This window comes from Streptomyces sp. NPDC051218, from assembly GCF_044455475.1.
In the GTDB taxonomy this organism is placed as follows: domain Bacteria; phylum Actinomycetota; class Actinomycetes; order Streptomycetales; family Streptomycetaceae; genus Streptomyces.
Map to the genome: position 1 here is coordinate 504,698 of NZ_JBITEU010000005.1, position 19,537 is coordinate 524,234.

At 71.6% G+C, this 19,537-nt stretch carries 17 protein-coding genes; 13 read left to right on the top strand and 4 right to left on the bottom strand.

The window, feature by feature from the left end; all coding sequences use genetic code 11:
* Nucleotides 1–103: 103 nt before the first annotated feature.
* Nucleotides 104–1,330 (top strand): MBL fold metallo-hydrolase, encoded by a 1,227-nt coding sequence (locus ACIBCK_RS18550; protein WP_399391440.1) that lies wholly within the window; start codon nt 104–106, stop codon nt 1,328–1,330.
* A 37-nt stretch (nt 1,331–1,367) separates the two neighbouring features.
* Here the strand turns inward: ACIBCK_RS18550 and ACIBCK_RS18555 are convergent, their stop codons facing one another.
* Nucleotides 1,368–1,916 (bottom strand): YciI family protein, encoded by a 549-nt coding sequence (locus ACIBCK_RS18555; RefSeq protein ID WP_399391442.1) that lies wholly within the window; start codon nt 1,914–1,916, stop codon nt 1,368–1,370.
* A gap of 277 nt (nt 1,917–2,193) precedes the next feature.
* On the opposite strand from ACIBCK_RS18555, the gene ACIBCK_RS18560 reads away from it, so the two are divergent.
* The 5 genes from ACIBCK_RS18560 (at nt 2,194) to ACIBCK_RS18580 (ending at nt 5,940) form a co-directional block, all read left to right on the top strand.
* Nucleotides 2,194–3,921 (top strand): sensor histidine kinase, encoded by a 1,728-nt coding sequence (locus ACIBCK_RS18560; RefSeq protein WP_399391444.1) that lies wholly within the window; start codon nt 2,194–2,196, stop codon nt 3,919–3,921.
* 67 nt (nt 3,922–3,988) lie between these two features.
* The gene (locus tag ACIBCK_RS18565; RefSeq protein WP_160508763.1) at nt 3,989–4,423 is read left to right on the top strand and encodes a roadblock/LC7 domain-containing protein; all 435 of its coding nucleotides are present in this window, start codon (nt 3,989–3,991) and stop codon (nt 4,421–4,423) included.
* 2 nt (nt 4,424–4,425) lie between these two features.
* The gene (locus ACIBCK_RS18570; RefSeq protein ID WP_399391446.1) at nt 4,426–4,797 is read left to right on the top strand and encodes a DUF742 domain-containing protein; all 372 of its coding nucleotides are present in this window, start codon (nt 4,426–4,428) and stop codon (nt 4,795–4,797) included.
* Nucleotides 4,775–5,371: a GTP-binding protein gene (locus tag ACIBCK_RS18575; protein ID WP_399391448.1), complete on the top strand. Its 597-nt coding sequence runs from the start codon at nt 4,775–4,777 to the stop codon at nt 5,369–5,371. Before ACIBCK_RS18570 ends, ACIBCK_RS18575 begins: the two co-directional genes overlap by 23 nt.
* A complete protein-coding gene (locus ACIBCK_RS18580) occupies nt 5,368–5,940 on the top strand; it encodes a GAF domain-containing protein (protein ID WP_399391545.1) in 573 nt (190 codons plus the stop codon). Before ACIBCK_RS18575 ends, ACIBCK_RS18580 begins: the two co-directional genes overlap by 4 nt.
* A 3-nt stretch (nt 5,941–5,943) precedes the next feature.
* Here ACIBCK_RS18580 and ACIBCK_RS18585 read toward each other — a convergent pair whose 3' ends face one another.
* On the bottom strand, nt 5,944–7,830 hold the full coding sequence (locus tag ACIBCK_RS18585; RefSeq protein ID WP_399391450.1) for a DUF2264 domain-containing protein: 1,887 nt from the start codon (nt 7,828–7,830) through the stop codon (nt 5,944–5,946).
* Between the two features lie 50 nt (nt 7,831–7,880).
* Nucleotides 7,881–10,331, bottom strand: a complete 2,451-nt coding sequence (locus tag ACIBCK_RS18590) for a polysaccharide lyase 8 family protein (protein ID WP_399391452.1) — start codon at nt 10,329–10,331, stop codon at nt 7,881–7,883.
* A gap of 200 nt (nt 10,332–10,531) precedes the next feature.
* Here ACIBCK_RS18590 and ACIBCK_RS18595 point away from each other — a divergent pair, with 200 nt between their 5' ends.
* The 7 genes from ACIBCK_RS18595 to ACIBCK_RS18625 all read left to right on the top strand — a co-directional run bounded on the left by ACIBCK_RS18595 (nt 10,532) and on the right by ACIBCK_RS18625 (nt 18,897).
* Nucleotides 10,532–12,004: a M1 family metallopeptidase gene (locus tag ACIBCK_RS18595; protein WP_399391454.1), complete on the top strand. Its 1,473-nt coding sequence runs from the start codon at nt 10,532–10,534 to the stop codon at nt 12,002–12,004.
* 11 nt (nt 12,005–12,015) lie between these two features.
* On the top strand, nt 12,016–13,785 hold the full coding sequence (locus ACIBCK_RS18600) for a right-handed parallel beta-helix repeat-containing protein (protein ID WP_399391456.1): 1,770 nt from the start codon (nt 12,016–12,018) through the stop codon (nt 13,783–13,785).
* Nucleotides 13,782–14,261, top strand: coding sequence for a discoidin domain-containing protein (locus ACIBCK_RS18605; RefSeq protein ID WP_399391458.1), 480 nt, complete (start codon nt 13,782–13,784; stop codon nt 14,259–14,261). The genes ACIBCK_RS18600 and ACIBCK_RS18605 overlap by 4 nt, the downstream gene beginning before the upstream one ends.
* 55 nt (nt 14,262–14,316) lie before the next feature.
* Nucleotides 14,317–15,504: a Gfo/Idh/MocA family protein gene (locus tag ACIBCK_RS18610; protein ID WP_399391460.1), complete on the top strand. Its 1,188-nt coding sequence runs from the start codon at nt 14,317–14,319 to the stop codon at nt 15,502–15,504.
* Between the two features lie 134 nt (nt 15,505–15,638).
* Nucleotides 15,639–16,667 (top strand): L-threonine 3-dehydrogenase, encoded by a 1,029-nt coding sequence (gene tdh, locus ACIBCK_RS18615; protein WP_399391462.1) that lies wholly within the window; start codon nt 15,639–15,641, stop codon nt 16,665–16,667.
* A gap of 46 nt (nt 16,668–16,713) precedes the next feature.
* Nucleotides 16,714–17,913, top strand: a complete 1,200-nt coding sequence (locus tag ACIBCK_RS18620; protein ID WP_399391463.1) for a glycine C-acetyltransferase — start codon at nt 16,714–16,716, stop codon at nt 17,911–17,913.
* Nucleotides 17,914–17,997: 84 nt separating this feature from the next.
* Nucleotides 17,998–18,897, top strand: coding sequence for a LysR family transcriptional regulator (locus ACIBCK_RS18625; protein ID WP_367046787.1), 900 nt, complete (start codon nt 17,998–18,000; stop codon nt 18,895–18,897).
* Nucleotides 18,898–18,977: 80 nt separating this feature from the next.
* Here the strand turns inward: ACIBCK_RS18625 and ACIBCK_RS18630 are convergent, their stop codons facing one another.
* On the bottom strand, nt 18,978–19,532 hold the full coding sequence (locus tag ACIBCK_RS18630; protein WP_399391465.1) for a hypothetical protein: 555 nt from the start codon (nt 19,530–19,532) through the stop codon (nt 18,978–18,980).
* Nucleotides 19,533–19,537: the final 5 nt, after the last annotated feature.

Consider the following 19,537-nt stretch of genomic DNA (forward strand, 5'->3'; position numbering starts at 1 on the left):
TCATGCGCCGACGCGCGCGTGGCCGGTGCGGGCCCCTCCGGACGGCCGCTGTCGGAGGCGGCGCTCATAATGGAGATCCGACCTACCCCTTCCAGGAGGTGCTGTGTCCCGTTCGCTGAGCTATGGGCTCCGTTCGCTCAGGACCGCGCCCTTCGGCGCGGATCCGGCCGGTGAGCGGCTCGCGAGGATCCGCCGATCGCCGAACTTCGCTGATGGGTCCTTCCAGAATCCCGACGGCGCGCGGATCCGGCCCACCGGTTCGACACTCGAGTTCGCGAAGATCTACTTCCGTAAGGAGGAGCGGATCAGGCGCGGCCCCATGGGCACCGTCCCGGTGCATGCCACGACCCTCGCCGACCTCGCGAGGCCCCCGGCCAGTGGGCTGCGGATCACCTGGATGGGGCACTCCAGCGTGCTGGCCGAGATCGACGGGCGCCGGGTGCTCTTCGACCCCGTCTGGGGAGAGCGCTGCTCTCCCTTCTCCTGGGTCGGGCCCAAGCGGCTGCACCCCGTGCCGGTGCCGCTCGCGGCGCTCGGCCCGGTGGACGTCGTGGTGATCTCGCACGATCACTACGACCACCTGGACATGCCCACGATCCAGGCCCTTGCGGGCACGGACACGGTCTTCGCGGTGCCGCTCGGCGTCGGAGCCCACCTGGAGCGCTGGGGCGTCCCCGCGGACCGGCTGCGCGAGCTCGACTGGAACGAGGCGGCGAAGGTGGGCGGCCTGACCCTGACGGCGACGCCCGCGCGCCACTTCTGCGGCCGCGGTCTGCGCAACCCGCAGCACACGCTCTGGGCGTCCTGGGTCGTCGCGGGCCCCGAACACCGCGTCTACCACAGCGGCGACACCGGCTACTTCTCCGGCTTCCGGGAGATCGGCGCCGAGCACGGCCCGTTCGACGTCACGATGATCCAGATCGGGGCGTACAGCGAGTTCTGGCCCGACATCCACATGACGCCCGATGAGGGCGTGCGCGCGCACCTCGACCTCCAGAGCGGGGACCGCCATGGCGGGCGGCCCGACGGTGTGATGCTGCCGATCCACTGGGGCACGTTCAACCTCGCGCCGCACCCGTGGTCCGCACCGGGCGAGGGCACGGTCGCGGCGGCGGGCCGCGGGGGAGCGAAGATCGCGTTGCCCGTCCCCGGAGAACCGTTCGAGCCCGCTTCGGACGCCGTTCCCGCCGAGCCGTGGTGGCGCGGCGTCGCGATCGAGCCCGAGGGCGGCTGGTCCCTTCCGGACGTCACCGCCGCTGCCGCCGAGCTCTCCGCACCCGCCGGGCGAGCGGAGGGCACCGGGGAGCCCGAGGCGGCACGCATCGGCTGACCTCAGCTGACATCAGCTGACGGGGAGCTGCGGCTAGCTACCGCCGGCCGCCGAACTCCCAGTCGTGGACCTCGATGCTGTCGTACCGGTCCGGGGCCAGGACCGCGCGCGCCGCTGCCGGGCCCGGCGCCCGGACCAGCGCCGCCGTGCCCAGCCAGGCGGCGCCGTCATCGGACAGGAGCGGCCCGTACGCGATCAGATCCTCCCGGCCGGACGGCACGTCGAGGTCGGCGGCGTGCCCGGTGCCGAGGCCGATGACCGCGTACCGGCGGCCACCGCTGCGGCCACCGGGGAAGTCCCACATGGTGCGCCCCAGCGTGTTGTGCCAACGGCGCAGCAGTACGTCCCGGAAAGCGCCCGCCTGGCAGCAGGGCTCATCGAAGGCGAACGCGCGCGCGGCCGCGGGGTCGGGCAGGTCGACGATGTGCACGCTGCCGCTGGGCGTCTCGCCGTCGGCGGCGAAGGTCGGCCCCCGTGCGATCAACTCCGCCGCGTACCCGTCCATGTAGGACCAGTGGTCCTCCACCAGCTTCTCGCGCAACGTCGTCGAGCCGGGCCGGTCGCGGTGATAGCAGAAGAACTCCATGGCACGGACTCTCGCGGACGTACGGCGGAGGCTCAACTGGATTCCGTCCCCGGATTCGGACGGCCGTGCGACGTGTCATACCAGAGCGGGACGCTGGGTGCCGGACTTTGTCAACTGCCTCCCGCACATGAAGTGTTGGTGACTACCGTGAGTGTCCGCCGGTCGACGCAGGGATCATGGCAGCGGTGCTGCCTGCGCCCCTCCCGACCGGTACGGCGATGCCGCGAAGCCACCGGTCGCGCGCCCGTCGGAGCCCGTTCCCCGACCGAGGACGCTGATGTCTCACCTCCGTGCACCGGCCGCCCGCGCAGACCGCCGTGAGGGCGGGCGGCACGGCAGGCCCGGTGGCCGACCCGTCACGGCGCTGCCCGAGGCCCGGATACGGCCCCAGCTCCTGCGTATCGCCGTGCTGCCCGCCGTCGCGGTGACCCTCTGCGCCGCGGCCGCCGTGTTGTTCATCGTCCGGTCGACCCCCGGCCCGTTCGAGCCGGCCCTGCTGCTCATCCTCGCCGCCGCCGGCGCCATCAGCCTGGCCAGCGTCGTGATCGCCGCCATCGCGGCAGGCCGCACCGCGACCTCCGTACGCGAACGGGTCGGCACCCTGCGCCGCACCACCGCGCGCGGCCAGGCCGAGCTGCGCGAAGTCGTCGAGCAGCTGCGCCGCGGCGACGGCCCGCCCCCGCGCAGGGCGCCCGCCAGATCCGCCCCGGAGGGCGACGACTTCGGGCTGCTCGCCGTCGAGCTCTCCCGGGCCCAGGACGTCGCCGTCACCGCCGTCGTGCAGGCCTCGCAGCTCTCCAGCCACGCGGGCAGCGAACAGAAGGTCGAGGTCTTCGTCAATCTGGCCCGGCGGCTGCAGTCCCTCGTGCACCGCGAGATCTCGATCCTCGACGAACTGGAGAACGAGGTAGAGGACCCGGAGCTGCTCAAGGGCCTCTTCCACGTCGACCACCTGGCCACCCGCATCCGCAGACACGCCGAGAACCTCGCCGTGCTCGGCGGCGCCATCTCGCGCCGCCAGTGGAGCAACCCGGTCTCGATGACGGAGGTGCTCCGCTCGGCCATCGCGGAGGTCGAGCAGTACTCGCGGGTCAAGCTGGTGCCGCCGATCGCCGGGACCCTGCGCGGCCACGCCGTCGCCGACGTCATCCACCTCCTGGCCGAACTCGTCGAGAACGCCACGGTGTTCTCCGCCCCGCACACCCAAGTCCTGCTGCGCGCCAACCTCGTGACCGCCGGGCTCGCCGTCGAGGTCGAGGACCGCGGTCTCGGCATGCCACTGACCGAGCAGAACAAGATGAACCACCTGCTCGCCGACCCGGACCAGGTCAACGTCGCGAGCCTCCTCCAGGACGGCCGGATCGGTCTCTACGTGGTCTCCGCGCTGGCCCGGCGCCACGGCATCGCGGTCCGCCTCCAGACCAACATCTACGGAGGCGTGCAGGCCGTACTGATCCTGCCGCAGGGGTTGCTCGGCACCGAGCCGCAGAACGAGCCCGTCGCCGCGGGGCGCCCGCAGGGGGCCCCGGAAGCGGTGGCCGTGCCGCGGCAGCCGCAGCAGGACGTGCCACCGCCCCCGCCGCCCGCCGCCCGGCCCGTTCCCGTGCCCCACGGCTCCCCGCCCGCCCCGCTGCCCGTACGGGGCCGGGAGGGCAGGGAGGGCAGGCCGACGCCGGCCGAGGCCGTGCCGGGCATCCGCCCCGAGGACCGGCAGGCCGCGGCCGCGAACGCGGGGGCACCGCCGATCCCGCTGGGCGGCGACGCCGTACGCGGCCGGGTGGGCAAGCCCCACCTGCCCAAACGGCGCGCCCAGGAACATATCGCGCCCCAGCTGCGGGACGCGCCGACGCCCCGCCCGGAGAGCGAACAGCACGTGGGCCACGACCCGGGCCTGATGGCGGCCTTCCAGCGCGGCATCGGGCTCGCGGCCGCGCAGGAGATGCGCGACCCGGCGCCGCGGCCCGAACTCCATGTCCCCCACGACGGGGGCGACCAGGGTGGCTGAACCGCACCACCCCGCCGGCACCACGTCTGCCCCGGCAGACCCTCGTACCTCAAGGAGTCGATCCACCATGGCGAGCGATGCGCCGACCGGGCAGGTTTCCGACCTCGACTGGCTGATGAGCGGACTCGTACAGCGCGTGCCGCACACCCACAGCGCGGTCCTGCTCTCCTCCGACGGGCTCGTGAAGTCGGTCCATGGCCTCGACCCGGACAGCGCCGACCACATGGCGGCCCTCGCTTCCGGGCTCTACTCACTGGGGCGCAGCGCGGGCATCCGCTTCGGGGACGGCGGCGACGTGCGCCAAGTCGTCGTGGAACTCGACTCCACCCTCCTGTTCGTCTCCACGGCGGGCTCCGGCACCTGTCTCGCGGTGCTCGCCGGGCGGGACGCGGACGCCGCTGTGCTCGGCTACGAAATGACGATGCTGGTCAAGAGCGTGCGCCCCTACCTGCTCACCGCACCCCGGCAACCCGCCGGTGAACCCGCCCCGATGAGGCATTGAGCGTGGCGGCCCCGCACGACGGGCCCTGGCTCGACGAATCCGCCGGACGGCTCGTCCGGCCCTACACGGTCAGCGACGGGAGGACCCGGCCGACCGCCCAACTGGACCTCCTGACCCAGGTGATGGCCACCGGGGGCCCGGTCATCGGCTACCTCGGACCCGAGCACACGGAGGCGCTCGGGCTCTGCACGGCACCCACATCGGTCGCGGAGATCGCCGCGCAGCTGAAGCTGCCCGCGGTCGTGACCAAGGTCCTGCTGTCCGATCTCGTCGACTGCGGGTCGCTCACCCTGAGAGCCCCGGATTTCTACCACAACCCCACCGACCGGTCCCTGTTGGAGGCAGTGCTCGATGGACTACGACGACAGCTCTGACCCCTTCCCCACCGCACTGAAGATCCTGGTCGCGGGAGGTTTCGGGGTCGGCAAGACGACCTTCACGGGCGCGGTGAGCGAGATCGCGCCGCTCAGCACGGAGGAACTCCTCACCACCGTCAGCGAGGGCACCGACGACCTGTCGGGCGTCGAGAACAAGACCACCACGACCGTGGCCATGGACTTCGGCCGCATCACCCTCGACCCGGAGCACGTCCTCTACCTCTTCGGCACGCCCGGCCAGGAACGCTTCTGGTTCATGTGGGACGAACTCTCCGAAGGCGCCCTCGGGGCGGTGGTCCTCGCCGACACCCGCCGCCTGGAGGACTGCTTCGCCGCGGTGGACTTCTTCGAGCAGCGCGGCATGGGATTCATCGTCGCGATCAACGAATTCGACGGCGCCCACCGCTACGAACCCGAAGAGGTACGGGCCGCCATCGACCTGGATCCGCAGGTGCCCGTCGTGCGATGCGACGCGCGCATCTCCAGCTCGGGCATCGCCACCCTCCTCACCCTCGTCAAACACCTCCTCGCCCACGCCCCGGCCGCCCCGAGCTACGGAGCCCACACCTGATGTACGACTCGACCGCGCCCCTGCTGCTCACGCCCGTCGACAGGGAGGCGCCGAGCCGGGTGCGGCGGCTGCGCAGGCTCGGCATAGGACACCGTCCCGACCTCGCCTTCGACGCCTTCGCCGACCGTCTCGCCGAGGTCACCGGCGCCCCGTACTCCATGGTCAACTTCATTGACGAGAACCGGCAGTTCTTCGCGGGCCTGCACACCCCGGACGACTCCGGGGAAGGCTCGGAACTGACCTCGACGGCGGCCGCGGAGACCACGGCGTTCCGCTACATGGCGCGCGATCACGGCTACTGCCCGCATGTGATCGTGCGACGCAAGGCCCTCGTCCTGGAGGACGTCTGCGACTATCCGCGGTTCGCGGGCAACCCGGTGGTCGACGAGATCGGCATCCGTTCCTATCTGGGCGCCCCGCTCATCGACCGCACGGGCATCGCGCTCGGCACGGTCTGTGTCGTGGACGTCGAGCCACGGCCCTGGGGCAGAGCGGGCCTGGAGACGATCAAGGCGATGGCGGCGGAGCTCGTCGAGCAGATCCACCGCCGGGAGGACGGCGGGATCTGACGCTCACACCTCCAGCAGGGTGCCGTCGGGGAAGCGGATGCGGGCTGTGTCGCCCTCCACCGTGCAGGTGATGGACTCCCTCAACGCCCAGGGCTGAACGGCGTCTTGAGACAGCGCGACCAGCGTGATGTGGGTGCTAGCGCCGCCCTGGTGGCCGCTGAAGGTCAGGTATGGCGTCGCCGAGTGCGGCCCGTACGCGTTGGCGGCCACCTCGCGGGCGATGCCCGCCTCCTCGTCCCAGCCGTGGAGTGCGACGACGGCGCTGGTCAGGCCGGCTTCCGTACGGGTGAGGGCCCAGCCGGGTCCCTGTTCGGCGTGCGGCTGCGTCTCGTCGGCGACCGCGTAGCCGCCCTCGCGGACCGTCACGCCTGCCGGGGCGTGGACGCGGTGGACGCGGATCTCCCAGGGGCCGTGCAGCGCGCTGGTCGACTGGATAGGGAACTCGCCGTCGATGCTCGGCAGTTGCGCGTCGTGGCGGGAGGCTGCCGTGCGTCCCTCGCACCGCACCGGGTGGATTCGGCGGCGGCGTGACGGTGTGCCGTCCGGCGCGAGGAGCGCGAGGTGGTTGTCCACGGTGCGCTCCCATGCGCTCGGGGCGGTCTCGGGGGCGGTCGCCGTGGAGTAGCCGAACTTGGCGTAGTGCGGGTCGTCGGCCGCGGGGCCTTCGAGCGGGTTGTGGTCGCTGCCGTGGTTGATCAGACGGACGATGCCGTCGTGCCGGGTGCCGTGCAGGAGCCAGCCGGGCTGGGGGAGTGCCGTGTACTGGTCGGACTCCTCGACCGGGAGCGGGAGTTCGGCTTCCGTCCACACCGGGTGGTCGGCCGGCAGGAGCAGACCGAGGAAGCCCTTGCTCGCCCAGTACGGTGACGCGGGACCCGAGTAGGCCTGGGTGGACGGCAAGAACGTGCCGTACCAGCCGAGCGGAAGCAGCCCTCGCTCGTCGGGGACGCCGCGCTCCACGAAGTGCCGAGCGGTGCCGGACGCGAGGCGCCGGGTCAGGCCGGGCGCCAGGGGCGTGCAGCTGGCCAGGGCGCCCATCCAGACGGGCGCGGTCGCCGCGAAGCGGTACGTCAGGGAGCGGCCCTGGTGGACGGGGGCGCCGTCGGCGCCGAAGAAGTGCGGGTAGGAGCCGAGGAACTGGGTCAGCCGCTCGCGGTAGACCTTGCCGCGCCCCTCGTCGTCCGGGCCCGCCATGCGCGCCCAGAGCAGGGGGTACAGATGCATCGCCCAGCCGACGTAGTAGTCGAAGTTGCGCCCGTCGCCGTCGCTGTACCAGCCGTCGCCGCGGTACCAGTCCTCGATGCGGTCCAGGCCGCCGTCGATGTCTGCCTTGCTGTGCGGCGCGCCCACGGAGGCCAGGAACTGCTCGGACACCACCTGGAAGAGCCGCCAGTTGTTGTCCCAGGTCCTGCCGCCGACGAAGCCGGAGAACCAGTCGACGACCCGCTCCTGGACCCGGGGATCGAGCTTGTCCCAGAGCCAGGGGCGGGTCTCGTGCAGGCCGATCGCGATCGACGCCGCCTCCACCATCTGCTGCGAGCAGTCGCTGAGTTCGGGCCACGCCTCACCGCCCGCCGCGTCGCGGTCCGTGCCCGTTGTCAGACCCTGCGCGTAGCGTTCGAGGAGGTGAGGATCCACCTCGCCGCCCGCTCCCGCGATCCGGAAGGAGGCGAGGAGGAATGACCGTGCGTACCCCTCCAGGCCGTCCGACACGACCCCCGACCAACTGCCACGCCCCGGCAGTCGGTACTGCGCGAAGTTCGGCGTCGCGTACGGGACGAGTGCCTCCAACTGCCGGTCGGCGAGCGCCTCCCAGTGTGCGCGGGTCCAGCCCGTGAGCGGGGAAAGGACCCGGTCGGTGGGCGGCAGCGGCAGGTGCGGTGCGGGCATGGTGGGTCGGTGCTTCCTGTGCGGGGGAGTCTTCCGGGCTAGCGTGCCGGTCACCTCAGGTGCGCGGTGTGCGTGTGGCCGCGCGAGCCCTCGACGCGGACGGTGACGACGGGGCGCCGGCCCGGAGCGACGGTGACCGTGTCGTCGGCGCGGACCACCTTCCGTACGGGGAAGGGCAGTTCCAGGGTGACCGTGGTGCCGGTGCGGCCCGGGTCGGCCACGGCCAGCGACATCCCGTCGCCGCGGCGTCGCGCGAGCACGGTGCAGGGCCCCGATGCCGATATCCCCGCCGCGCTGCCCGGCCCCCAGAAGTGCACGGCGACGAGGCCGTGCCGCCGGGCCTCGACGGCCTGGGTGGTGGCGTTGTTGGCGAGGACGCGGACCGGCCGTGAGTGGGACCAGACGGCGGTCGCGGTGGCGCTCGCTCCGGGCAGGAGCACATAGGCGTACGAGGAAGCGGTGGGGGAGGTGCCGTGGTCGAGCCATAGCGTCAGATAGCGGCGGGTGAGGGGAGTGGTGCTGCCGCCGGTGTCCGCGCCGGTGTTGATCTCCCGCCAGGTGCCGGTGCGCTCCTCGCGCAGGGCGTGGAGGCGGGCGCCGTCCTTGCTGTGCGAAGGCCGGCCGGGGTGGTCGGGGAAGACATAGCCGCCGGTGCCGTCCAGGTGGGCCCAGCGGGCGCCGGTCAGGGGCGCGGACCAGCCGGTGTGCGAGGGCTGGCGCCGGCCGTCGACCGTGAACCGGGGTGCCCCGTCCTCGTACAGATTCCGGTTCTCGACGACCGTCTCGATGGTGCGGCCGTCGCTCGCGGTGATGTCCGCGCCCAGGGCGACGACCGCGTTGTCCAGGAAGAACCACGTCTTCTTGGCCCGGAGCGTGCTGCCGTCGGCGAGGAGTTCCATCGCGGCGGCGCCGAATCTCCCGTCGAGCACGGCGCCGCCCGCGACGGCGTTCTTCGGCAGATAGGTCGCCGTGCCGCCGCCCGAACCGATGTCGGCGCGGGTCCGGGTGTCCACGGTGGTGCCCGGCAGGCGGTACGGGTCGACCGTCGCCCAGAAGCCGTCCCCGAACTGCCCCAGGTCGTCGCCGTCGTACAGGTAGGCCATGCCGTCGCCGGTGTACCAGCCGTGCAGGTTCTCGCCGTTGCCCGCCTCATAGGCGGCGATGCGCTTCGAGGAGAGCGAGAGCGTGAGCGCCCAGCCGGGGCGCCGGTGCACCACCCGGTCCATGTCGGCGAACGCGAAGTGCCCGGTGAGCCGGTCGGTGGCAGGGACGGCGGTGTCGTCGAGGACGGCCTTGGCGCGGGCGAGAGCGGGTACGCCCACCAGGCCCAGGTAGGGGTGTGAGGTGTTGCGCCTCATCCACCCCTTGGCCAGCGCGCGCCAGCGTGCGGCGTACGCGGCGGGGGCTCCGTCGGCCAGCTGCAGGATGTTGGTGAGGGCCGCCGCGCCGTCCTTGTGGTCCGGTGCCTTCTCGCGGGAGGTGGCACGGCCGCGCACCGCGTCCATCATCAGTCCGTCGAAGACCACCGGCGAGAAGGTACGGTCGACCGCTTCGTACAGCACGGACGTCTTCGGGTCGGTGACGGCCCACTCGGAGTCCGCGAGCAGCGCGATCAGCACTCCGGCGCTGCCGAGCAGGACGCTTCCGTACGTCCCCGTGTACGCGACGGAGCCGTGCTGCACGAACGACCCGTCCTCGTAGAACCCGTCGCCCGAAGTGACGTACGTGAACAGGCTGTTCTTGCCCTTGTCCCTGACGTCCGACAGGCTGTCGCGTGCGAGGGCCAGGGTGGCCGCGTCCTTCGCGAGGAGCCCGCGCAGGGCCACGATGACGGCCTTGTCGGCGCGGTTGGCTCCCGTCTCGGACAGCGTCGGGATGCTGGTGCGGCGGTCGGGGTCCGGGCAGAACTTCGCCACGGTGGAGACGTACTTCGCCAGGTCGGCCGCGAGGATCTTCTCGCGCAGCAGCACGCAGGTGTCCATCAGGGCGCGGGGTGCGCCGATCTCCCAGAACCACCAGTTGCCGGTCTCGGGGAGATCCGGGTTGTAGGCGTCGGAGTGCAGGAAACGCAGGGCTTCGAGCAGCGCGTCCGCCGCTTCGGCGCTGCCGCTGAGGGACGTGCCGGGGGTGGCCCAGGCCGTCGTGATCGTGCGCAGTCGGGTGAAGCTCTGGCCGAAGTTGCCCGGGTCCTTGGCGGGGGAGAGGTCGGCCCACAGGGCGCTGCGGCCCGCGGACCTGTCCAAGTCCCGCCACCAGCCGGACGCCTGGGTGTCGAGGACCTTCAGCGCAGCCGCGAAGTCAGGATCGGCGGCGTCGAACTCGCCTCCGGTGAGTTGCGCCGCGGCGCGGGCGAGCAGGGGGCCGAACGCATCCGCGGCCACGTCCGCGTCCGCGGCCCACGCCGCACCGCCGATCGACGGTGCCACCAGAGCGGATGCGGCACTCGCGGCGAGAAGCGTGCGGCGGCTGGGACCGGTGGAGCCGGAGCGAGGCGTGCGCATAGGGAACTCCCGTGAGGCGTCGGGGCATCGGAGTGTGGGGGAGCGACGGACGTGAGCGATTCCGCGACAGCATGTAAGCGGTTGCTATGCGGGGGCAAGGGGGTGCGGCATCTTTCTACGTTCTTTCTGTCCGTGCCAGGCCTCGGAGTGGCGAGGTCGGTGTTGACGCTGACGGTAAGCGATTACTACGTTGCGACCCCATGGCTGAGAACAGGACCCGAACCGTACGTGCTCGCAGTACTCGCACCGTCCGTGCCGCGACGGCGTCCGCAGCCGCGGCCGCCACCCTCGCGCTCGCCCTCCCCGCCCATGCGGCGCCCTTCGACCCGGCCCCGGGCGCGGACGGCGTCGGCGACCCGTTGTTCCCGACGCTCGGCAACGGCGGCTACGACGTCCGCCATTACGATCTCTCCTTCGACTTCACGCCGGTGACGTACGACTTCACCGGCACCATGAAGATCAAGGCGAGAGCCACCCAGGACCTGTCGTCCTTCAACCTCGACGTCGACTCGCTGGCCATCGACGCCGTGCAGGTCAACGGCAAGAAGGCCACCTGGGCGAGCACGCCAGGACAGAGCGGCCAGGAGCTCACCGTCACCCCGGCGGGCGGTCTGCGCGACCGCCGTGCCTTCGACGTCGAGCTGACCTACCACGGCAACGGAAAGACCAAGCCGATCAGCCAGCCGGGCTGGCGTCACATGTCCGACGGTGGCTTCGCCTCCGCCGCCCAGGCCTCCCGCGCCGACACCTTCGCGCCGGTCAACGACCATCCCTCCGACAAGGCCACCTGGTCCTTCCACCTCACCGCCCCCGACGGCTGGACGCCCGGCGCCAACGGCAACCTCACCGGAACCCGCGACGCCGGGGCCAGGAAGACCTGGGACTTCTCACTCAAGTCCCCCATGGCGCCCGAGCTGTTGGGCATCTCCGTCAACAAGCAGACCTACGTGTACGGACGCGGACCCCACGGAGTGAAACTGCGCCACCTCGTCCCCGAGGACCAGCAGGCCAAGTACAAGCCCATCGCCGAGGAGACCGGCGGGCAACTGGCGTGGCTGGAGAAGACCCTCGGTGTGCGCTACCCGTTCGACACGTACGGCGTGCAGATCGTGCGGGACGGCTACAGCGACGCGCTGGAGAACCAGACCCTCTCGCTCTTCGGCCCCTCGTGGTTCGACAAGCCCACCTACTCGACCACCATGGTGCACGAGCTGACCCACCAGTGGTTCGGCGACTCCGTCACCCCCGCGACCTGGCAGGACGCCTGGCTGAACGAAGGACCCGCCGTCTACTACGCGGCTGTGTGGGCGGACCAGAAGGGCTTTCAGCCCATCGAGGAGAAGATGAAGACCGCGTACGCCGAGCTCGACGCGGTCCGCAAGACCGACGGGCCGCCCGGAAAGCCCACCGGACTCGGCGGCTTCAACATCTACGACGGTTCGGCCGTCTCCCTCTACGCCCTCCACCAGCAGATCGGGCAGGAGAAGTTCGATGCCGTCATGAAGGCGTGGCTGACCGGACACCGGCACGGCAATGCCTCCACCCAGGACTTCATCGACAACGCCGTCGAGGTCACCGGTGACGACGCGGTCGGCACGTTCCTCGAGCACTGGCTGTTCGACCTCGACAACCCGCCCATGCCGGGCCACCCGGACTGGGGTGTCGCGAAGTGAAGCCGCCCCGCATGATCGTGGGGGCATTCGCCCTCGCGGCGCTCGCGGCCGTCATCGCACCGCAGAGCGCCGCCCAAGCTGCTCAGGCCGCCCAAGCCGCTCAGGCCGCCCCCGGACCCAAGATCCTCCACGTGGCCCCGGACGGATCGGGAGAAGCCTGCACCGCCGCCCGGCCCTGCTCCCCGCAGGCCGCGCGTGACGCCGCCCGCACCATCAGCGGACGGGACATACGCGTCGAACTCGCCGACGGAACCTACGAGATGAGTGAGCCGCTCGAACTGGGCGCGGCCGACTCCGGGCGCGACGGGCACACCGTCACCTGGACCGCCGCGCGCGGCGCCGAGCCCGTGTTCTCCGGTGGCCGCGCGCTCACGGGATGGTCCGAAGCCGCCGACGCCACCTGGACCGCCGACGTCCCCGAAGGGGTCACCCCGCGCCAGCTGTTCGTGGACGGAAAGCGGGCCGTGCGGGGGCGGGGCGACGCCTGCCCGGCGACCACCTGTGACGCGACGAAGACCGGCATGACAGGGGCCACCGCCACCGGGATCGACAAGTGGCGGCGCCCTACCGGCGCGGAGGCCGTCATCAAGATCCGCTGGCGCGACTACCACTGCCGTATCGCCTCCGTGGCCGGCGACCGGATGACCTTCGCGCAGCCCTGCTGGGCCAACTCCGCCAGCGGCACGAACCGTACGGGCCCCGCCTGGGACTCCACCACCGTCGACTCCTCCCGCTTCTCGCAGGTCGCCTTCTTCGAGAACGCACGCGAACTCCTCGACAAATCCGGCGAGTTCGTCTGGGACGCCACCGACCGCACCGTCACCTACCTCCCGCGCAAGGGCGAGGACATGCGCCACGCGCGCGTGCTCACCCCGGTGACCGAGCGCCTCATGGTCGTCGACGGTGCCCACGACCTCCGGGTCCAGGGCATCGGCTTCGCCCACGCCGCGTACGCCCAGCCCTCCACCGACGAGGGCTACGCGGGCACGCAAGCCGGTCTCACCCTCACCGGAGCGAGCGGCCCGGTCGATCACGCGGGCCGCCACTACACCAAACCGAGCGCGGCGCTGACGGTCCGTGGTGGCCGCCATGTGAGCATCACCGGGGCCGAGTTCACGCGGCTCGGCGGCGCCGGAGTCATCTTCGAGGCGGGCACCAAGGACTCGTCGGTCACCGGCTCCCGCTTCACGGATCTGTCGTCCGGTGCCGTCTACGTCGGCGGCACCGAGCCGAAGCCGGGTGCGGACCTCGCGGGTGAGCGGAACACGGTCGCGTACAACACGATCCGGCGCACCGGCGTCGAGTACACCGACGCGGTGGGCATCTGGGCCGGATACGAGGCCGGGCTGCGCGTCGACCACAACACCCTCGACGACCTGCCCTACTCGGGGATCTCCGTCGGCTGGGGCTGGAACCAGCCCGAGGCCCGGAAGTCCGTCCTGCGCGACAACCGGATCACGGCCAACCGGATCACGAACGTGATGCGCGTCGAGCACGCCCAGCACGACGGCGGCGCCATCTACACGCAGGGCGCCCCCAGCCCGGCACGGTCGTCTCCGGCAACTACATCAACCGCTCCGCCTACGGGAACACCGAACGCGACGGCAACGGCATCTACCTCGACGAGCAGTCCTCGTACATCCGCGTCGAAGGCAACGTCATCACCCGCGTCGGCTACAAGTGGGTCTCCAACTGGGCCGATTACGGCGTCCGGAACCACGCGACCGGCAACTGGACCGACACCGACGCCCCGGCCCTCACGGGCACCGGATCGACGATGAAGGACAACCACACCAAGCTCGACCGGCTGCCGTCGAGGGCGCTCGCCGTGGCCGCCCGCGCGGGTGCGCACGGAGCGCCGGCCGAGCAGCTGCGCCCCGACCTCGCCCGCGCGGGCACGGCGTCCCAGTCCTCCACGGACGGCGCGGCGGCGGCGTACGCCACCGACGGGGACACCTCGACCGACACCCGAACCCTTTCGCAACCGGGCGCCTGGTGGCAGGTGGACCTCGGCGGTACGCGCCGCGTGGGGCAGGTCGAGATCTGGAACGACACCTCCATGACCACGGCCGACTTCGACGTGCAGCTCGCGAGGACCGCGGACTTCTCCGACGCCACGACCCTGCACGTCACCGGACGAGCACTTCGGCCCACACTCCTCGACACGGACGCGGAAGCCAGATACATAAGGATCAAGCTCACCGGCACGGGACGCGTGGCGCTCGCCCACGTGCTCGTGCATCCTGCACGGACATAGCAACACCCGCACCCGCACAGGCATGTGCACAGGTATTGGTACGGAAAGGCACACCATGACCGACCTCCGTCTCGGCGTCCTCGGCTACGGCTTGCGCGGTTCGCTCGCCCGCACCGCACACCGGCCGGGCGCGGGCTCCCGCGTCACCGCGCTCGCCGACCTCGACGTCACCGCGAGGACGGAGGCGGCCGTGGCCTTCCCCGGAGCACTGATATCCACCGACCACCGCAAGGTCATCGAGGACCCGGACGTCGACGCCGTCGTGATCCTCACCCCGGACCACACCCACGCACAGCTCGCCTGCGAGGCGCTGCGCGAGAAGAAGCCCGTCTTCGTGGAGAAGCCGCTGGAAATCGGCATCGAGGCCTGCGACGAGATCCTGCGGACCGCCCACGAGACGGGAACGCGCCTCTACGTAGGCCACAACATGCGCCACATGCCGGTGGTCAGGCTGATGCGCGACATCATCCGCCGCGGAGACATCGGCGAGGTCAAGACGGTCTGGGTGCGCCATTTCGTCGCCTACGGAGGCGACTGGTACTTCAAGGACTGGCACGCCGAACGGCAGCACACCACCAGCCTGTTGCTCCAGAAGGCCGCCCACGACATCGACGTACTGCACTGGCTCGCGGGCGGCTACACGCGCCAGGTGCAGGCTCTCGGCGACCTCATGGTCTACGGCGACAATCCGCACCGCCGCGCGCCGGGCGAGCCGAAGTCGGACGACTGGTACACCAAGGACGGCCACTGGCCGCCGCACACCCAGCGTGACCTCAACCCCGTCATCGACGTCGAGGACGTCTCCCTCGTCAACATGCGCCTGGACAACGGGGTGTTGGCCTCCTACCAGCAGTGCCACTTCACCCCCGACTACTGGCGCAACTACACCGTCATCGGGGACGCGGGCCGCCTGGAGAACTTCGGCGACGGCCCAGGGGGAGTGGTGAAGGTCTGGAACACGCGCCGCTCGACCTACCGCCCCGAAGCCGACGCCGAGTACGCGGTGCCCGACTCCCAGGACGAGGGCGGGCACGGCGGCTCCGACCCGCTCCTCATCGAGGAGTTCGTACGGTTCGTGCGCGAGGGAGGGCGCACCGACACCTCGCCGGTCGCGGCCCGGATGGCGGTGGCGGCGGGCGTGCGCGCCACGCAGTCGCTCCGGGACGGGGGCACGCCGCGTGAGGTGCCGGACCTGGACCCGGAGCTGGTCGCCTACTTCGAGCGGGGTCAGAGCCGGGCCTGAAGAACGGCCTGAAGGGGCGGCCTGAAGGAAAGCTGCGGCGGCGCTTAAGAAATCCTCGATGGACCAGGGCGCCGCCGTAGGGAAGATTCCTGTGTCGTCGGTGGAAGAAGCGACGTACGACAGGAGCCGCTGCGTTGAAGGCGCTGGTCAAGGAGAAAGCGGAGCCGGGTCTCCGGCTGATGGACGTACCGGAGCCGGTCATCGGCCACGGGGACGTCCTGATCAAGGTGCTGCGCACCGGGATCTGCGGGACCGATCTGCACATCCGGGCCTGGGACGGCTGGGCGCAGCAGGCGATCGCGGCGCCGCTGGTCGTCGGGCACGAGTTCGTCGGCGAGGTCGTGGAGACCGGGCGTGACGTCGCCGACATCAAGATCGGCGACCGGGTCAGCGGCGAGGGCCACCTCGTCTGCGGCAAGTGCCGCAACTGCCAGGCGGGCCGCCGCCACCTGTGCCGCGCCACGGTCGGCCTCGGCGTCGGCAGGGACGGAGCGTTCGCCGAGCTCGTCGCGCTGCCGGCCGCCAATGTGTGGGTGCACCGCGTGCCCGTCGATCTCGACGTGGCCGCGATCTTCGACCCGTTCGGCAACGCGGTGCACACCGCGCTGTCCTTCCCGCTGGTCGGCGAGGACGTGCTGATCACCGGCGCGGGGCCGATCGGCCTGATGGCCGCCGCCGTCGCCCGGCACGCGGGCGCCCGCAACGTCGTCATCACCGACGTCAGCGAGGAGCGTCTGGAGCTCGCCCGCAAGGTCGGCGCGAGCCTGGCGCTGAACGTCGCCGAGACCTCGATCGCCGAGGGGCAGCGCGAACTGGGCTTGCGCGAGGGATTCGACGTCGGTCTGGAGATGTCCGGCAACCCCGTCGCGATGCGCGACATGCTCGCCAACATGACGCACGGCGGCAAGATCGCCATGCTCGGTCTGCCGGCCGAGGAGTTCGCCGTCGACTGGTCCCGGATCGTCACGTCCATGATCACGATCAAAGGCATCTACGGCCGCGAGATGTTCGAGACCTGGTACGCCATGTCCGTCCTGCTCGAAGGCGGCCTCGACCTCGCCCCCGTGATCACCGGGCGCTACGGCCACCGTGACTTCGAGGCGGCCTTCGACGACGCGGCGAGCGGCCGCGGCGGCAAGGTCATCCTCGACTGGACCTCCTGAACCCCTTCTGACCTCCTGACCGACCTCTTCTTTAAAGGAAGTCACCATGTTCGACTCCGTACGGGACGATCTCCAGGCCACCCTCGACGAGATCCGCGCCGCGGGCCTGCACAAGCCCGAGCGCGTCATCGGCACCCCGCAGTCCGCCACGGTCGCCGTCACCGCGGGAGGCCGCCCCGGTGAGGTACTGAACTTCTGCGCGAACAACTACCTCGGCCTCGCCGACCACCCCGAGGTGATCGCCGCCGCGCACGAGGCCCTGGACCGCTGGGGCTACGGCATGGCGTCCGTGCGCTTCATCTGCGGTACGCAGGAGGTGCACAAGGAGCTCGAAGGGCGCCTGTCCGCGTTCCTCGGCCAGGAGGACACGATCCTCTACTCGTCCTGCTTCGACGCCAACGGCGGAGTCTTCGAGACGCTGCTCGGCGCCGAGGACGCGGTCATCTCCGACGCCCTCAACCACGCGTCGATCATCGACGGCATCCGGCTGAGCAAGGCCCGCCGCTTCCGGTACGCCAACCGCGACATGGCCGACCTGGAGCAGCAGCTGAAGGAGGCCTCCGAGGGCGGCGCCCGCCGGAAGCTGATCGTCACCGACGGCGTCTTCTCCATGGACGGGTACGTCGCCCCGCTGCGGGAGATCTGTGACCTCGCCGAGCGCTACGACGCGATGGTGATGGTCGACGACTCGCACGCCGTCGGCTTCGTCGGCCCCGGCGGTCGCGGCACGCCCGAGCTGCACGGCGTCATGGACCGCGTCGACATCATCACGGGCACGCTCGGCAAGGCGCTCGGCGGCGCCTCCGGCGGCTACGTCGCCGCCCGCGCGGAGATCGTCGCGCTGCTGCGCCAGCGCTCGCGCCCGTACCTCTTCTCGAACACGCTCGCCCCGGTGATCGCGGCGGCCTCGCTGAAGGTCATCGACCTCCTGGAGTCGGCGGGCGAGCTGCGCGAGCGCCTCGCCGCGAACACGGCGCTGTTCCGCTCGCGGATGACCGAGGAGGGCTTCGACATCCTGCCGGGCGACCACGCGATCGCCCCGGTGATGATCGGCGACGCCTCGGTCGCGGGCCGCATGGCCGAGCTGCTCCTGGAGCGCGGCGTGTACGTGATCGGCTTCTCGTACCCGGTGGTGCCGCAGGGCGCGGCCCGTATCCGCGTCCAGCTGTCGGCCGCGCACTCCACGGAGGACGTGAACCGTGCGGTGGACGCGTTCGTGGCGGCGCGGGCGGAGCTGGACGCCTGACGGTGCCGGACACCCTCGGGTGACCGAGGGGCTCGGCCGGACCGCTGGTGTCGGTGGGCCCCGCGGTTTGGGACAATCGACCCCATGATCGAAGCGCGGCGGCTGCACATCCTCCGTGCGGTGGCCGACCACCGCACGGTCACGGCCGCTGCCGCCGCGCTCTATCTCACGCCGTCCGCGGTCTCCCAGCAGCTGACCGCCCTGGAGCAGGAGACCGGCCACCGCCTGGTCGAGCGGGGTGCCCGCGGGGTCAGGCTGACCCCGGCGGGCGAGATCCTGCTCTCCCACACGAACGCGGTCCTCGCCCAGCTGGAACGGGCCGAGGCGGAGCTGGCCGCGTACAGCTCGGGCGCGGCGGGGACGGTGACCGTGGCGTCCTTCGCCACGGGGATCGCCCTGGTGGTCGGTCCCGCGCTCGTGCGCCTTGCGACCGCCGCGCCCGGCATCCGCGTGCGGGTCCAGGACGCGGAGGGCGACGCGAGCCTGCCGATGGTGCTCGACCGGCAGGTCGACGTCGCCGTCGCGGTGGAGTACCGGGGCGCGCCGGGCGCCGACGATCCGCGGCTGACGCGCGTCCCGCTGTACGCGGAGCCGTTCGACGCCGTGCTCCCGGAGGCGCACCGCCTCGCGGACGCGGAGCGTGTGCCGCTCGCGGAGCTGGCCAAGGACGCCTGGATCGGGCCCTTCGTCGGCAACCCCTGCCATGACGTGGTGATCCTCGCCTGCGAGGCCGCGGGCTTCCAGCCTCTGCTCGAACACTGGTCGGATGACTTCCGTGCGGTGGTCGCCCTGGCGTCGGCCGGCGCGGGCGTGGCGCTCGTGCCCCGCTCGGCGCTGCGGGGGATGGACGTTTCTGGGGTGGTGATCCGCCCGGTGGAGGGCGCCGCTCCCACCCGCCGGGTCTTCGCCGCGGTGCGCTGCGGGGCGGAGGAGCATCCGCTGATCCGCCCGGTGCTCGACGCGCTGGGGGAAGCGGCGGGGTGACCGCGGGGCGGTGACTGCGTGCGGGTGTCGATCCAGTTGGCATCAACTCACCGTTGAGAAGCGCTAGTTGGTGCAGCGATTCAACTACCTTCCGGCGAGATCGAATTGAGGTACCGAGCCAGCCCTCCCGAGACGGGTGAGGGGTCGCGGTCCCCGTCCCCGTCCGCATCCCCGTCTACATCTCCGTCCGCCTCCTCGTGACGCAGGACCCAGTCGTCGAGGTCGCGTGCCGCCTCCAGGGGGTTGCCCGCCGTGTAGGCGCGCCACCAGCCCGTGCCGTCGAGGGCGCCGGTGGCCTGACCGGGCGAGCGCAGTTCCTCCCGGAAACGGGACTCGGCCGCGGCGAAGCGTGTCCGAGCCGTCCGCGCGTCCACACCCAGGGCGTCGCCGACGACCTGCCAGCTCGCGCCGCCGAGACGCTCGCACGCGGCGGCGGCCTCGAAGAACCGGTGCGCGGCCCTGAGCACGTGGGCGGCGTCGGCAAGCACCGATCCGGGGGCGCGGCCTGCGCCGTCGGGATGCAGCTCGTGCTCGCCGACCGGTACGGCGGCACGCGCGAGCCGGGCCAGCTCGCACGCCTCGTAGGCCATCGCGAGGCGCGCTCGGGCCGCGTCCGTGCAGTCCTGGTCGGTCATGTCGA